The sequence below is a fragment of the Actinomycetospora chibensis genome, assembly GCF_028737215.1.
Lineage (GTDB): Bacteria > Actinomycetota > Actinomycetes > Mycobacteriales > Pseudonocardiaceae > Actinomycetospora > Actinomycetospora chibensis.
In genome coordinates, this window is record NZ_JAQZAM010000008.1 from 240,428 (window position 1) to 254,443 (window position 14,016).

A 14,016-nucleotide genomic window follows, 5' to 3' on the forward strand; every position below is an offset into this window, starting at 1 on the left:
CGGGTGTCCCGCCGCGGGCGATTCGTCCTGTGAGATGGATCGTCGGAAGCCGCGTCAGAAGGCCGTGTCGCGGTGGTAGTCGGCCGCCGCGAGCGTGCCGTCCGGGCCGAAGGACAGGACCCACACGCTGCCCTTGCGACACGGCGGGTCGGCGAGGTCGCGGTCCGAGAGCGGCGCGCACCCGGCCCGCGTCGCGGCCGTCGCCAGCACGCGCACCAGGTGCGGGATGCCGTCGCCCTGCGCGCACACGGCGGCCACCACGCCGCCGGTCCCGCCCTCGGTGAGCCGCTCCAGGAGCGCGAGTGCGGGCCCGTCGTCGCGCTCGACCGCGCCGTCGCCCAGCTCCGGCGCCTCGTGGATCGTCATGCCCGCCGCCTCCGCGTACGGCGCCAGAGTCTGGCGGCAGCGGGCCTTGGGCACCGCGTGCAGCGCGGTCACCCCGAACCGGGCGAGGAACCGGGCCAGGCGCTGCGCCTGCTCGTACCCCTCGTCGACCAGCGGGCGGTCTGCGTCCGCGCCGTCCCAGTCCGAGCGCTTCCCCGCGAGCGCGTGCCGCACGAGCAGCAGGGTCCGCAGCGCCGGCGGGCGCGCGGTGAAGGCGTCGACGACGTCGCGGTCGGACTCGTAGGTCAGCAGTGCCGCCGCGTCGGGCGGGGAGAGCCAGCGCAGCTCGTCGGTCTCGTCGCCGGGCGTGAAGCGGCCCTCGCCGGCGCGCGCCGACCAGAACTCGACGACCTTGTCGTCGGCGCCGACCATGTAGTGCACCGTCCGCAGGTGCCGTCCGAGCACGGCGGCGAACCCGGTCTCCTCGGCCAGCTCCCGCACGGCCGCGTCGAGCCGGGTCTCGCCCGGATCGACCTTGCCCTTGGGCAGGCTCCAGTCCTGGTGGTGCGGGCGGTGCACCACCGCCACCTCGACGTCCTGCCCGGTGCCGTCCGGGCGCCAGAGGACCGCTCCCGCGGCGTACACCGTCATCGGGTCGACTCCCGCTCCGCTCCCTCTCCCCGAACCGTCACTTGCGGCTCTGCCGCTGCTGCAGCAACCGGAGCTGGTGGTCGTGCACGGACAGGCCCTCGTGGCCCTCGCCGGCGGCGACCGGCCACGGATCCCAGGACCCGTCGGGTTCGAGGATCCAGCTGCGGGTGCCCGGGTCGGTCGCCGAGTCGAGGATCGAGGCCAGCTCGGCGGACAGGCGCGGGTCGGTGACGGGCACGAGCGCCTCGACCCGGCGGTCGAGATTGCGGTGCATCATGTCCGCGCTACCGATCCAGTACTCGTCGGCGCCGACGAAGTGGAAGATCCGCGAGTGCTCGAGGAAGCGGCCGAGGATGGAGCGCACCCGGATGTTCTCCGAGAGCCCCGGCACGCCCGCCCGTAGGGAGCAGAGTCCGCGGACGATGAGGTCGACGGGCACGCCGGCCCCCGAGGCGCGGTAGAGCGCGTCGATCACCTGCTCGTCGACGAGACCGTTCACCTTGATCCGGATGCCCGCGGTCTCGCCGCGCTCGGCGCGCTCCCGCTCGTGGTCGATGCGCTCGACGATGCCGCGCCGCAATCCGTAGGGGGCGACGAGGAGCTTGCGGTACGAGGTGCGCCGGGCGTAGCCGGTGAGCACGTTGAACAGGTCGGTGAGGTCGGCGGCGATCGTCTCGTCGGCGGTGAAGACGCCGATGTCCTCGTAGAGGCGGGCGGTCTTGGGGTTGTAGTTGCCGGTCCCGAGGTGGCAGTACCGCTTGATCGTCGAGCCTTCCTGGCGCACGACGAGCACGGCCTTGCAGTGGGTCTTGAGCCCCACGAGGCCGTAGACGACGTGGACGCCCGCGCGCTCCAGGGCGCGGGCCCACCCGATGTTGGCGCGCTCGTCGAACCGGGCCTTGATCTCCACGACGGCGACGACCTGCTTGCCGGCCTCGGCGGCGTCGATCAGCGACTCGACGATCGGGGAGTCACCCGAGGTGCGGTAGAGCGTCTGCTTGATCGCCAGGACCTTCGGGTCCGCCGCGGCCTGCTCGATGAAGCGGTGCACGCTCGTGGAGAACGAGTCGTACGGGTGGTGCACGAGCACGTCGCCCTCGCGCAGCGTGGCGAACACGCTCTTCGGGGTCTCGCCCTCGCTGAACGCCGAGTGCTTCGCCGGGACGAACACGGGGTCCTTGAGGTCCGGCCGGTTCAGGCGCATCAGCTCCATGAGCGCCGAGAGGTCGAGGCGCCCGGGCACCTGCACGACGTCGTGCGGGTCCACGTCGAGCTCGCGCAGCAGCAGCTCGAGCATGTGCTCGCTCATCGAATCGGTGATCTCCAGACGCACCGGCGGTCCGAAGCGCCGGCGCGCGAGCTCCCGTTCGAGGGCCTGCAGGAGATCCTCGTCGCGGTCCTCCTCCACCTCGAGGTCGGCGTTGCGCGTCACCCGGAACACGTGGTGCTCGACGACGGTCATGCCCTCGAAGAGCTGGTCGAGGTTCTCGGCGATGAGGTCCTCGATGGGCAGGAACCACGCCTGCCGGTCGCTGTCGGCGGGGGAGTCCTCGTCGGGCTCCGGGCCGACGCGCACGAGACGCGGCACGTTGTTGGGCACCTTGACGCGGGCGAAGTGCTCGGTGCCGGTCTGCGGGTCGTGCACGGCGACGGCGAGGTTGAGCGACTGGTTGGAGATGTAGGGGAACGGGTGCGCCGGGTCGACCGCCAGCGGCGTGAGCACCGGGAAGACCTGCCGGCCGAACCAGTCCGAGAGCCGGGGCCGGGCCGAGTCGGTGACCTGCGACCAGTCGATGAGGTGCACGCCGGCCGCGTCGAGCGCCGGGGCGATCTCGTCGAGGAACACGCGGGCGTGCTTGTGGGCCAGCTCCTGGGTGCGTGCGGAGATCCGGGTGAGCTGCTCGCGCGGGGTCAGGCCGTCGGCGCCGCGCACGGCGAGACCGGCCTGGTCGCGGCGCTTCAGCCCCGCCACACGGACCATGTAGAACTCGTCGAGGTTCGACGCGAAGATCGACAGGAACTTCGCCCGTTCGAGCAGCGGCTGGCTCGGGTCCTCGGCCAGCGCGAGCACGCGGGCGTTGAACTCCAGCCACGACAGCTCGCGGCTGTCGTAGCGGTCCGGCGGCAGGTCGCCGGGTGCGGCGGGGCCGGTCGTCGGCGCCGCGGGGGCCCCGGGCGTACGCCCCCGCGCCCCGCGGCCGTTCTCGTCGGCGGCGGCAGGGGGACGGGGGCCGGTCAGCTCGCCGACGGGGGTGTCGGCAGGGGTGTCGGCCGGAGCCTCGATCCCGTCGCTCGACCCGGTCTCGGCGGACGTGGACGACGTGGAGGGGCTCACGCCGCCCGATGGTGCCCGAGGTGCCCGGGCGCCGCGAGGGACCCGCGACGCGGACCACGCCGTCCATCTCGTCGACGGACGTCGTTCAGCAGGCCGTCTCGCGCGCCGGGGCCCCGACGGCGGTGGCGGTCGGGGGGTCGGGCCAGGCCCGGGTGTGCGGGCCGGCTCCCAGGTCGCGCGCCCGGGCCAGGTCACCGGGGGTGTCGACGTCACCCCGCAGGCCCGGCCACGTGCCATCGAGGGCGACGGCCCCGGACGCGGCGTGCGCGGCCGCCGACCCCGGTCCGAAGCGCGGGCGCAGCGGGTGGCCCGGCGCGGCGACCAGCAGCGTCGTGCCGGTGCCGGCGTGGTCGGCGACGAAGGCCGACGTCGCGCCCTCGGCGAACCGGGCCGCCGCGTGGGCCAGGGCGTCGTCGAGCTCGTCGGGGCGCAGGGCGGGCAGGTCGGCCTGCAGGACCGCGAAGGCGTGCTCGCGGGAGCCGGTGCGCCGCAGGTGATCCGCACCACGGCGCAGCGCCGCGTTGAGGCCGCCGCCGGTGTCGCGCACGGTCTCCCACGGCCCGCCCGCTCCCAGCTGCTCGGCGGGCTCGGTGGTCACGACGACCAGCCGCCCGGTGCGCTCCGCGGCGCGGGCGGCGCGCAGTGTGTCGCGGGCCAGGGCGAGGGCCAGGGCGCGGTGGGCCTGCTCACGGGTCGCGTCGTCGCCCGGCAGGTCGGCGACGGCCGGGGCGAGCCGGGACTTCGCGCGGCGCAGCTCCTTGACCGGCACCACGAGGTCGACCAGCACGTCCACGGCTCCAGTCTGCCCCTCGAGGACCACCGGGGGCAGGTGATCGGACCCGGCGGGCCCCGCTGGACCGGTCTCCCCGGTCGGGAGAGACTTCCCGCGACGGGACGGGTGGTCCGGACCCTTACGAGCGGACGCGGAGGTGGGCGAGCCGGTGGCACGGGCGCGCGAGAAGGGCGGGCCGTGGGTGGCCCTGGCCGCGGCGGTCTTCTACCCGATGACCCTGCTGCTGGCGAAGCGCCGCATGGAGGGCCTCGACCACGTGCCCGAGCGCGGCCCGGCGATGCTGGTGTGCAACCACATCTCCTACCTCGACCCGGTGTACACGGCGGTGTTCGTCCACCGGGCGAAGCGGGTGCCGCGGTTCCTGGCCAAGGCGTCGCTCTGGGACGTCCCCGTGCTCGGCCGGACCCTGAGCGGGAGCCGCCAGATCCCCGTCAGCCGCGGCTCGGTCGAGGCCGGGGCGAGCCTCGACGCGGCCCGCACGTCGTTCGCCGACGACGGCGTCGTCGTCATCTACCCGGAGGGCACGATCACCCGCGACCCGGAGGGCTGGCCGATGAACGCCCGCTCCGGTGCCGCCCGCCTCGCCCTCGACAGCGACGTGCCGGTCGTCCCGGTGGTGCACTGGGGCACGTTGTCGGTCTACGACCACTACAAGCGCCGCTTCCGGCCGTCGTGGCGCACCACGATCACCGTGCGGGCGGGCGACCCCGTGCCGCTCGACGACGTGCGCGCCCGCGCCCGGGAGGCCGGCCCCGACCGCGACCGGTCCACCGAGGTGGCCCTGCTGCGCGAGACCACCGAGCGGATGATGTCCGCGGTGCGCGACCTGCTCGCCGACGTGCGCGGCGAACCGGCGCCCGAGCCCACCCGCCGGCCGCGGGGCTCCGGCACGTGAGCGGCACCCCCGTGCGGCTGCGGCGCGTGGCGGTGCTCGGCGCGGGCACGTGGGGCACGACGTTCGCCAAGGTCCTCGCCGACGCCGGGACCCCGGTGACGCTGTGGGCCCGGCGCGCCGAGGTCGCCGAGAACGTCGCCCGGGACCGCTGCAACCACGAGTACCTGCCCGACGTGACGCTGCCCGTCGCGCTCGCCGCGACCGCCGACGCCGACGAGGCCCTCGACGGAGCCGACGCCGTCGTGCTGGCCCTGCCCGCCCAGCGGCTGCGCGAGAACCTCGAGCGCTGGGACGGCCACCTGCCGCGCGGCGTCACGCTCGTCAGCCTCGCCAAGGGTGTCGAGCGCGGCTCGTTGCTGCGCATGAGCGAGGTGATCGAGGAGGTCACCGGGGCCGCGCCGGACGAGGTGGCGGTGGTGTCCGGGCCCAACCTCGCCGGGGAGATCGCCCTCGAGCAGCCCACCGCCACCGTCGTCGCGTGCTCCGACCACGAGCGCGCCGTGTCGGTGCAGCACGCCTGCTCGACGGGCTACTTCAAGCCGTACACGAACTCCGACGTCGTCGGCTGCGAGCTCGGCGGCGCGTGCAAGAACGTCATCGCGCTGGCCTGCGGCACCGCGGCGGGCCTCGGCTACGGCGACAACACCACGGCCTCGCTCATCACCCGCGGCCTGGCGGAGATCTCGCGGCTGGCGGTGGCGCTGGGCGCCGAGCAGATGACGCTCGCGGGCCTCGCCGGGATGGGTGACCTGGTCGCGACGTGCTCGTCGCCGCTGTCGCGCAACCGGCGCTTCGGCGAGGCCCTGGGCCGCGGCCTGAGCATGGCCGAGGCGGAGGAGGCCAACCACGGTCAGGTGGCCGAGGGTGTGAAGTCCTGCGACGCGATCGGCGAGCTCGCCCGCCGCCACGGCGTCGACACCCCGATCGTCGACGCCGTCCGGCGCGTCTGCGCCGGCGAGGTCACGGCCAAGGAGGTCGGCGACGAGCTGATCAACCGGGAGCTCAAGGTCGAGTGAGCCCCCGCGGTCACGGTCACGGGTCACGTTTGCGGGGCCGGGGCCCGGGAACACTGGCGGCGATGGACGTGCTGCAGCGGATGGGCCCGCGGACGGTGCCGAGGACGGCGGTGGCGCCGCTGGAGCTCTGCGCGCTCGCCGACACCGGCAACGCCGCGATCCTGCGCCGCCGCTTCCGCGCCTGGGTCGACCCGCTGGCCGATCTGGACACCGCCGACGATCTCGCGCTGGCAGTGTACGAGGCGCTCGCCAACGTCGTCGACCACGCCTACGTCCAGCGCGGCACGCCCGGCCTGATGACGCTCTGGGCCGCGGTCTCCTGCCCGCTGCTGACCGGGCGCGATCTCGTCGTGACCGTCACCGACGAGGGTGCCTGGCGCCCGAGCAGCGGGCCGGGCTGGCGCGGTCGGGGGCTGCCGCTCATGCGCGAGCTCACGCACGCCACCGCCGTGCTGCCCGGGGACCACGGCACCACCGTGCAGCTCCGCCGCCGGATCCGAGCCGCCGACGACCGTACGGCGGCGCTGGTCTAGCTCGTCTCTAGCCCGTCGGTACGTGCGCCGGGACCGGCGTGCCCTCCGGCAGCGCCGGGCACGTCGTCACGCCGGTCACGCGCGTCGCGAGGCCGACGACGCCCGCCCACCGGTCGTCGCCCGCCGCGACGGCGTCGCCGTCACCCGGCGGCCCGGTACGCGCCTTGACGCTGGCCTCGGTGAGGTCGAGCGCCACGATCGACGTCGCGGCCATCTCCTTGCGGCTCGGCGGGTCGGCGTGGTCCTCCTGGCCCGGCGCGACCTGGCGGACGAGTGCCCGCATCGCGGCGAGGGCCTCGTCGCGGTCGGTGACCCTGCGGGCGTGACCGCGGACCACGGCGCTGCGGTAGTTCGCGGACTGGGTGAACCAGCGCCGTGCGTAGACCAGCCCGTCGATGATCGTGACGGTGACGCACACCGGCTCGTCGCCGCGCAGGCTCGCCGCGCCGCTGGAGCCGTGCAGGTAGAGCGTCTCGCCGACCCGTGCGTGCAGCGTGGGCAGCACGACGGGCTCGCCGTCGACGACCCGGCCGACGTGCGCGACGAGAGCCTCGTCGAGCACGGCGTGCAGCTCGGCGCGGTCGGCGCGCTGGCGGTCGCGGTGGCGGCGGACGGTGGAGCGGTCGGTGGGGGAGAGCGGTGGCGCGGTCACGTCGACCATCGTCGGCGACACAGTGGCATGCTCGAACGGCCACTTCCGTCCGACTTCAGGAGGCCACTCGTGCGCGGCCTGCCCCCCGAGCTGGCGCTCCCGCTCGACCGCGCGACGACGACCCCGCTCGCGACCCAGCTGGCCGACGGCCTGCGTGCCGCCGCAGCCTCGGGCGCCCTGCGCGTCGGCGAGCGGGTGCCCTCGACGCGCGTCCTGGCCGGCGAGCTGGGCGTCAGCCGCACGGTGACCGCCGCGGCCTACGACCAGCTCGTCGCCGAGGGCTGGCTCGGCCCCCGCCGCGGCGCCGGCACCTACGTGCTGGCGACCTCCCACGTGAGCGATGTTCGGGGCTATAGCACCGAAGTTCACTCACGGGGGGCTGAGCTGCTCGACCTCCGCCCCGGGTCCCCGTGCCTCGCGGTGCTCGACCGGCAGGCGTGGCGGCGGGCCTGGCGCCACGCGGGCGACCGCGAGCCCGCGCCCCGCCCCGAGCACGCCGGCGTGCCCGCCTTCCGCGACGCCGTCGCGCGCCTGCTGCTGCACCACCGCGGGCTCGCCGCGACGCCCGGGGACGTGCTCGCCACCACCGGCACCACCGACGGGTTCGCCGAGGTCGTCGCCGTGCTCCGGGCCCGCACCGGGCGCGCCCCGCGGGTCGCCGTCGAGGACCCCGGCTACGTCCGAGCCACCGAGGTGCTGCGCGACGCCGGCGCCACCGTGGTCGGGGTGGGTGTCGACGACGAGGGCCTGCGGGTCGACGATCTCCCCGCGGGGCTCGACGCCGTGTACCTCACGCCCGCCCACCAGTACCCGCTCGGCGCCCGCCTGCCCGTGGCCCGGCGGACGGCGCTCGCGCAGCGCGCCCGCGACGAGGGCCTCCTGCTCGTCGAGGACGACTACGACGGCGAGCTGCGCTTCGACGTCGCCCCGTTGCCGCTGCTCGCCGGCCTGGCGCCCGACGTCACCGTGCACCTCGGCACCACCAGTAAGATCCTCTCGCCGACCCTGGGCGCGGGGTGGATGGTGGCGCCGCCCGCGGTGCGCGAGGCCGTGCTGGAACGCCGGCGACGCACCGGGGTGCGGCCCGCCCCGGCCGGCCAGCAGGTCGTGGCCGCCCTGCACGCCGACGGCGCCCTCGCCCGCCACCTGGCGCGGCTGCGCCGGGAGCTGGCGGCCCGCCGGGCGCGGGTCGTCGACGCCGTGACCGCCGCCGGGCACGTCGTGCGCGGCGATCGGGCGGGCGCGCACCTCCTGGTCCCGCTGCCCGACCGCGCCGCCGAGCGGGCGACCGTCGACGCGGCTGCGCGCGTGGGCCTGCAGGTCGGTGGGATCGGCGAGCACCACCTGGACCCCGACGTGCCGGGCGCGGCGTGCGGCGTGCTCGTCGGGTGGGCGGGGCCGTCGGCGGCGGAACTGGACGACGCCCTGGTGCGACTGGCGGACGTGCTCGCCGGACGGACAGGATCGTCCCCGTGACCCAGCCCCTGACGTACGGGCGATACCTGCACCTCGACGCGCTGCTGACGGCACAGACCCCGCTCTCGCGCCCCGAGGCCCACGACGAGCTGCTGTTCATCATCCAGCACCAGACCTCGGAGCTGTGGCTCAAGCTGGCCCTCCACGAGCTCACCGGCGCCTGCGACGACCTGGCGGGCGACGACCTCCCGCTCGCACTCAAGCGCCTCGCCCGCGTGAAGCACGTGCAGAAGCAGCTGATCGAGCAGTGGACGGTGCTGGCGACGCTCACGCCGAGCGAGTACCAGCGCTTCCGCGGGTTCCTCGGGTCGTCGTCGGGCTTCCAGAGCTACCAGTACCGGGCGGTCGAGTTCGTCCTCGGCGCCAAGGACCCGGCGATGCTCGAGGTGTTCGCCGACGACGAGGCCGCGCTCGCGGTGCTCACCGCGGCGCTGGACCGGCGCAGCCTCTACGACGAGTTCCTCCACCTGCTCGCGCGCCGCGGCCTCCCGGTGCCCGACGACGTGCGGCACCGCCCCGTACGCGAGCCCCACCGGGAGGACCCGCGCCTGGTCGAGGTGTTCCGCGCGATCTACGACGCCCCGGAGGAGCACTGGGACGTCTACGAGACCTGCGAGGAGCTCGTCGACATCGAGGACAACCTGCAGCTCTGGCGCTTCCGCCACCTCAAGACCGTCGAGCGCACGATCGGTCTGCGCACCGGCACCGGCGGGACGAGCGGCGCGTCCTTCCTGCGCCGCGTCCTCGACCTGTCGTTCTTCCCCGAGCTGTACGCGGTCCGGACCGCCCTCTGAACCCCGCGTAGGCTCCGCCGCCATGACGGGCGCGGGAGACGAAGCGCAGCGGAGCTCGACCTGGCAGGGCGCGGAACGCCCCCGCGTCGTCGTCCTCTTCGGCGGGCGCAGCAGCGAGCACCGGATCTCGTGCCTCTCGGCCGGCAGCGTGCTCGCGCACCTCGACCCCGCCCGCTACGACGTGCTGCCCGTCGCGATCACCCCCGACGGCGCCTGGGTGCTCGGCCCCACCGACCCCGAGGTGCTGCGGCTGCACGGCCGCGAGCTGCCCGAGGTCACGTCGGGGCGGCCCGTCGCGCTGCCCGCCGACCCGACCCGGCGCGAGCTCATCGCGCTCGACGACGGCAGCTCGCTCGGCCGCGTGGACGTCGTCGTCCCCGTCCTGCACGGTCCCGGCGGCGAGGACGGCACCGTCCAGGGGCTGCTCGAGATGGCCGGCGTGCCCTACGTCGGCGCCGGGGTGTGCGCCAGCGCGGCGTCGATGGACAAGGACGTCACCAAGCGCCTGCTGCGCGACGCCGGGCTCTCGGTGGGCGACGCCGTGGTGCTGCGCCGCGGTCGCGACGCGCTCACCGACGACGAGCGCGATCGCCTCGGGCTGCCGGTGTTCGTCAAGCCCGCCCGCGCCGGCTCGTCGGTGGGCATCAGTCGGGTCGCCGACTGGGCCGACCTCGGCGCCGCCGTCGCGAAGGCCCGCGCCGAGGACCCGAAGGTGCTGGTCGAGGCCGCGATCGTCGGGCGGGAGATCGAGTGCGGGGTGCTCGAGCGCACCGACGGCCGGGTGGAGGCGAGCGTCGCCGCCGAGGTCCGCGTCGTCGGCGGGGACGCCGGTTGGTACGACTTCGACACCAAGTACCTGGACGACGCCTGCGAGCTCGACGTGCCCGCGAAGCTCGAGGACGAGGTGGCCGAGACGGTGCGCGCCACGGCCGTCGAGGTCTTCCGCGTCATGGACGTCGAGGGCCTCGCGCGCGTCGACTTCTTCCTCACCGGCGACGGGCGGCTGCTCGTCAACGAGCTCAACACGATGCCCGGGTTCACGGCGACGTCGCTGTACCCGCGCATGTGGGACACCGCGGGCATCGACTACCCGACGCTGCTGGAGACGCTCGTCGAGACCGCGCTCGCCCGCGGGGTCGGGCCGCGCTGAGGCGGGTCAGCGGCTCACCAGCGCGATCTTGATCCCGCGCGAGACGTCGAGCAGCGGGGCCTCCCCGAAGCCGTCCGGCACCGCGAGGCCGATGTGCACGGCCCGGTCCACGGTCACCCAGGTGGTGCTGCCGGGCGTGTCGTCCGCGACCGCGACCCAGTCGACGCCGACGACGTCGCGCAGCGGCCCGGTCGCGCCCTCCTGGGGACGGGGGAGACCGCAGCGCAGGACGATCGGGGTCGCCCCGTCCTCGCCGCCCCACGCGACCGTGGCCGCCGGGACCGGGTCGGCCAGGATCCGCCGGGGCAGCATGCCGGTGTCCGTCCGGATCTCGCCGGGCAGCCCGGAGAGCAGGCGGGAGCAGTCGGCGCTCGCCGCGGCCGGGGTGGGCACGGCCCGCACGGTCAGCCGCACGGTGTCGGCGTCGGGCACCGGGTCCCGCACGAACACCACGGAGGCCAGCAGGACGCCGCCGACGAGCAGCACGGGCAGCGACAGGACGATCCCGACGAGCACGCGTGGGAGCCGGCGCGCCACGGTCGGCGCGCCCCAGGGAGCCACCGTTCAGTCGGTGGACACGACGGGGCAGGTGAGCGTCCGGGTGATGCCCGGGACCTTCTGGACGGCGCCGACGACATCACGCCCGAGCGAGTCGACGTCGTCGGCCTCCGCGCAGACGATGACGTCGTAGGGTCCGGTGACGTCCTGCGCCCGGGTCACCCCGCTGATCCCGGCTACGTCCGAGGCGACCGCGGAGGCACGACCCACCTCGGTCTGGATCAGGATGTAGGCCTGGACCACGGACATGCCTCCTCGGGGACGGGCCGACGGGGTGGTGGAGCGTCGGCACTCAGGTGGCAGGCAAGGTACCGCAGGGAGTCGAGGGGTGAGCCGGACGGCGAACGGGCGCGGGGGACACGGACGACCCGAGGGGTCTGTCCGACGCATCGGTGGCACGCCCGGTGGGTCGGCGCCCGATCGGGCGACGCCGTCTGCCGCGGCGACGGCCGGGGAGCTCGGCGAGTTCGGGCTGATCGACCGCCTGACCGAGGGGCGCTTCCAGCCCGAGCAGACCCTGCTGGGGCCCGGCGACGACGCCGCGGTGGTCGCCGCCCCCGACGGGCGGGTCGTGGCGACCGTGGACACGCTGGTCGAGGGCGTGCACTTCCGTCTCGACTGGTCCGCGCCCGAGCAGGTGGGGCAGAAGGCCGTGGCCGCGAACCTGTCCGACGTGGCGGCGATGGGCGCGGTCCCGACCGCGCTGCTGCTCTCGCTCGCCTGCCCCGGCACGACGAGCACCGAGGTGCTCGACGGCCTCGCGTCGGGCGTGTGGGACGCGGCGGCGGACGCCGGGATCGGCGTCGTCGGCGGCGACACGGTGTCCTCCGACACCATCGTGGTCTCGATCACGGCGCTGGGATCTCTGGAAGGCCGGGAGGCGGTGACCCGGTCGGGTGCACGCGCCGGCGACGTGGTCGCGGTCTGCGGGAAGCTGGGCTGGTCGGCGGCCGGGATGGCGGTGCTGCGCCGGGGCTTCCGCTCGCCGGTGGCCATGGTCGCCGCGCACCGCACCCCGCGCCCGCCCTGGCGGGCCGGCCCGGTCGCCGCGCGCGCCGGGGCCACCTCGATGATCGACACCTCGGACGGCCTGCTCGCCGACCTCGGGCACGTCGCCCGGGCCTCCCGCGTGCACATCGACCTCTCCTCGCGCCTGGTGCCCGTCGCCGACAAGCTGCGCGACGTCGCCTCGGCCCTCGGCGGCGACCCGCTGACCTGGGCGCTCACCGGCGGGGAGGACCACGCGCTGGCGGCCACCTTCCCGAGCGAGGACGCCGTGCCGTCCGACTGGGTCGTCTGTGGCGAGGTCCGCTCGGGCGCCGGCGTCACCGTCGACGCCGACCGCTGGGGCGGCGCCGGCGACCCGGGCTGGCGGCACTGGCGCTGACCCCCGCTCCCGGGGGCCGAGCCGCCCGGAGGTAGCGGGCGGCGAGGAGGGCACAGGCCTCGGCGAGCTCCGGGGGCCCGATCACCTCGAGGTCGGCGTCGAAGCGCCCGAGCGACGACGCCAGCCCCACCCACGACCACGAACCCGCGACCAGTCGGCAGCGGTCCGGTCCGAGGACCTCGACGACCCCGTCGCCGGCGAAGGGCAGCACCTCGCTCGCCGGCAGGTCCAGGATCACCTCGCCGCGGCAGGGCCACTCGACGGCGCCGCCCCGGAACCGTGCCGTCACGAAGGCGCCGACATCCCCGCCGGGCACCTCGCGCGGGGCGAAGCGCGGGCCGGTGGGGACCCGCGGGGTGATTCGGTCGGCGCGGAAGGTGCGCCAGTCGTCGCGATCGAGGTCCCAGGCCACGAGGTACCAGCGCCCGCCCCGGGTCACGAGGTGGTGGGGCTCGGCGCGCCGCCGCGTGTCCCCGTGGTCGAAGCGCAGCACCTCGCGGGCCCGGACGGCGTCGCCGAGGACGGCGAGCACCGTGGGGTCGACCGCTGCGGACTCCCGTGACCCCACCGCCGTCACCTCGAGGGTGTCGACGCGGTGGCGCAGCCGCGCCGGCATCACCTGGCGGACTGTGGCCAGGGCGCGGGCGGCCGCGTCCCGGACGTCGACCCCGCTCGCCGTCGCGATCTGGAGCCCGACGGCCAGGGCCACGGCCTGCTCGTCGTCGAACAGCAGCGGCGGCAGGTCCGCGCCGGCGTCGAGCCGGTAGCCGCCGTCGGGACCCCGGGTAGCGGCGATGGGATAGCCGAGCTCGCGCAGCCGGTCGACGTCGCGGCGCACGGTGCGCGGGCTGACCTCGAGCCGCTCGGCGAGCAGCCCGCCCGGCCAGTCACGGCGCGCCTGCAGCAGCGAGAGCAGGGCGAGCAGGCGCGCGGAGGTCTCGTGCACGTCTCTGATTCTCTCCGAGAAGAGGCCAGAAGCTGGCCTGTTCTCGGCCGACGATGGGTCCTGCCATCGGAGAAGAGGAGCCGTCCCATGACCGTGCAGACCGTCGTCCACCTGAACTTCCGCGGTGACGCCCGCGAGGCGCTCGAGTTCTATCGGGACGTCTCGGGCGGCGAGCTGACGACCGTCACCTACGAGGACCTGGGTGCCGTGACCGACCCGTCCGAGGCGAAGCAGGTGATGTGGGGCCAGGTCGTCGCCGGGGGCGGCTTCCACGTGATGGCCTTCGACGTGCCCGCCGACCGGGCCCACGAGCAGGGCGTCGACGCGTTCTTCGTCTCGATCCGTGGGACGACGTCCGAGGAGGTCGAGCGTCTCTGGAACGGCCTGTCCGAGGGCGCCACGGTGCGCACGGCGTTCGGCCCGGCGCCCTGGTCGCCCGCCTACGGCATGCTCACCGACCGCTTCGGCGTCACCTGGGTGCTCGACGTGGCCGTCGCGTCCTGACC

Annotated in this window: 15 protein-coding genes; 8 read left to right on the forward strand and 7 right to left on the reverse strand. The window is 75.3% G+C overall.

The features are described 5' to 3' along the window. Positions 1 to 54: 54 nt before the first annotated feature. The 3 genes from PH189_RS14665 to cofC all read right to left on the reverse strand — a co-directional run bounded on the left by PH189_RS14665 (position 55) and on the right by cofC (position 4,103). A complete protein-coding gene (locus PH189_RS14665) occupies positions 55 to 975 on the reverse strand; it encodes an NUDIX hydrolase (protein ID WP_274189535.1) in 921 nt (306 codons plus the stop codon). A 37-nt stretch (positions 976 to 1,012) separates the two neighbouring features. After that, entirely contained in the window at positions 1,013 to 3,310 is a 2,298-nt protein-coding gene (locus PH189_RS14670) for an RNA degradosome polyphosphate kinase (RefSeq protein ID WP_274189536.1), read from the reverse strand. Between the two features lie 85 nt (positions 3,311 to 3,395). Further along, complete coding sequence (cofC, locus tag PH189_RS14675; protein WP_337994157.1) at positions 3,396 to 4,103, reverse strand: 2-phospho-L-lactate guanylyltransferase; 708 nt, start codon at positions 4,101 to 4,103, stop codon at positions 3,396 to 3,398. Positions 4,104 to 4,239: 136 nt separating this feature from the next. Between cofC and PH189_RS14680 the strand changes: the two genes are divergently transcribed. The 3 genes from PH189_RS14680 (at position 4,240) to PH189_RS14690 (ending at position 6,547) form a co-directional block, all read left to right on the forward strand. Next, the gene (locus PH189_RS14680; RefSeq protein ID WP_337994158.1) at positions 4,240 to 4,998 is read left to right on the forward strand and encodes a lysophospholipid acyltransferase family protein; all 759 of its coding nucleotides are present in this window, start codon (positions 4,240 to 4,242) and stop codon (positions 4,996 to 4,998) included. Continuing rightward, positions 4,995 to 6,014, forward strand: a complete 1,020-nt coding sequence (locus PH189_RS14685) for an NAD(P)H-dependent glycerol-3-phosphate dehydrogenase (RefSeq protein WP_274189537.1) — start codon at positions 4,995 to 4,997, stop codon at positions 6,012 to 6,014. The genes PH189_RS14680 and PH189_RS14685 overlap by 4 nt, the downstream gene beginning before the upstream one ends. Before the next feature lie 62 nt (positions 6,015 to 6,076). Then, positions 6,077 to 6,547, forward strand: coding sequence for an ATP-binding protein (locus tag PH189_RS14690; protein ID WP_274189538.1), 471 nt, complete (start codon positions 6,077 to 6,079; stop codon positions 6,545 to 6,547). A 7-nt stretch (positions 6,548 to 6,554) separates the two neighbouring features. Here PH189_RS14690 and PH189_RS14695 read toward each other — a convergent pair whose 3' ends face one another. Next, entirely contained in the window at positions 6,555 to 7,208 is a 654-nt protein-coding gene (locus PH189_RS14695) for a pyridoxamine 5'-phosphate oxidase family protein (protein ID WP_378015022.1), read from the reverse strand. Positions 7,209 to 7,268: 60 nt separating this feature from the next. On the opposite strand from PH189_RS14695, the gene pdxR reads away from it, so the two are divergent. From pdxR to PH189_RS14710, 3 genes are read left to right on the forward strand one after another with little or no spacing between them, the layout of a single operon-like run. Further along, complete coding sequence (gene pdxR / locus PH189_RS14700) at positions 7,269 to 8,675, forward strand: MocR-like pyridoxine biosynthesis transcription factor PdxR (RefSeq protein ID WP_274189540.1); 1,407 nt, start codon at positions 7,269 to 7,271, stop codon at positions 8,673 to 8,675. Then, positions 8,672 to 9,469, forward strand: coding sequence for a tryptophan 2,3-dioxygenase (locus PH189_RS14705; RefSeq protein WP_274189541.1), 798 nt, complete (start codon positions 8,672 to 8,674; stop codon positions 9,467 to 9,469). Before pdxR ends, PH189_RS14705 begins: the two co-directional genes overlap by 4 nt. A gap of 22 nt (positions 9,470 to 9,491) precedes the next feature. Continuing rightward, positions 9,492 to 10,619 (forward strand): D-alanine--D-alanine ligase family protein, encoded by a 1,128-nt coding sequence (locus tag PH189_RS14710; RefSeq protein ID WP_274189542.1) that lies wholly within the window; start codon positions 9,492 to 9,494, stop codon positions 10,617 to 10,619. Positions 10,620 to 10,625: 6 nt separating this feature from the next. Here the strand turns inward: PH189_RS14710 and PH189_RS14715 are convergent, their stop codons facing one another. Both PH189_RS14715 and PH189_RS14720 read right to left on the reverse strand, forming a co-directional pair. After that, on the reverse strand, positions 10,626 to 11,180 hold the full coding sequence (locus PH189_RS14715; protein WP_274189543.1) for a DUF3515 domain-containing protein: 555 nt from the start codon (positions 11,178 to 11,180) through the stop codon (positions 10,626 to 10,628). 3 nt (positions 11,181 to 11,183) lie between these two features. Further along, positions 11,184 to 11,420 (reverse strand): Lrp/AsnC ligand binding domain-containing protein, encoded by a 237-nt coding sequence (locus PH189_RS14720; RefSeq protein WP_274189592.1) that lies wholly within the window; start codon positions 11,418 to 11,420, stop codon positions 11,184 to 11,186. A gap of 229 nt (positions 11,421 to 11,649) precedes the next feature. Between PH189_RS14720 and PH189_RS14725 the strand changes: the two genes are divergently transcribed. Further along, entirely contained in the window at positions 11,650 to 12,564 is a 915-nt protein-coding gene (locus PH189_RS14725) for a thiamine-phosphate kinase (RefSeq protein WP_274189593.1), read from the forward strand. Here PH189_RS14725 and PH189_RS14730 read toward each other — a convergent pair. Continuing rightward, positions 12,503 to 13,510, reverse strand: coding sequence for a helix-turn-helix transcriptional regulator (locus PH189_RS14730; protein WP_274189544.1), 1,008 nt, complete (start codon positions 13,508 to 13,510; stop codon positions 12,503 to 12,505). The genes PH189_RS14725 and PH189_RS14730 overlap by 62 nt on opposite strands. 87 nt (positions 13,511 to 13,597) lie before the next feature. Here PH189_RS14730 and PH189_RS14735 point away from each other — a divergent pair, with 87 nt between their 5' ends. Further along, the gene (locus PH189_RS14735) at positions 13,598 to 14,014 is read left to right on the forward strand and encodes a VOC family protein (RefSeq protein WP_274189545.1); all 417 of its coding nucleotides are present in this window, start codon (positions 13,598 to 13,600) and stop codon (positions 14,012 to 14,014) included. Positions 14,015 to 14,016 lie beyond the last annotated feature (2 nt).

Coding starts and splice junctions, on each gene's coding strand:
- PH189_RS14695 (WP_378015022.1), bottom strand. CDS start 7,208: ATGGTCGACGTGACCGCGCCACCGCTCTCCCCCACCGACCGCTCCACC.
- PH189_RS14665 (WP_274189535.1), bottom strand. CDS start 975: ATGACGGTGTACGCCGCGGGAGCGGTCCTCTGGCGCCCGGACGGCACC.
- PH189_RS14735 (WP_274189545.1), top strand. CDS start 13,598: ATGACCGTGCAGACCGTCGTCCACCTGAACTTCCGCGGTGACGCCCGC.
- PH189_RS14690 (WP_274189538.1), top strand. CDS start 6,077: ATGGACGTGCTGCAGCGGATGGGCCCGCGGACGGTGCCGAGGACGGCG.
- PH189_RS14710 (WP_274189542.1), top strand. CDS start 9,492: ATGACGGGCGCGGGAGACGAAGCGCAGCGGAGCTCGACCTGGCAGGGC.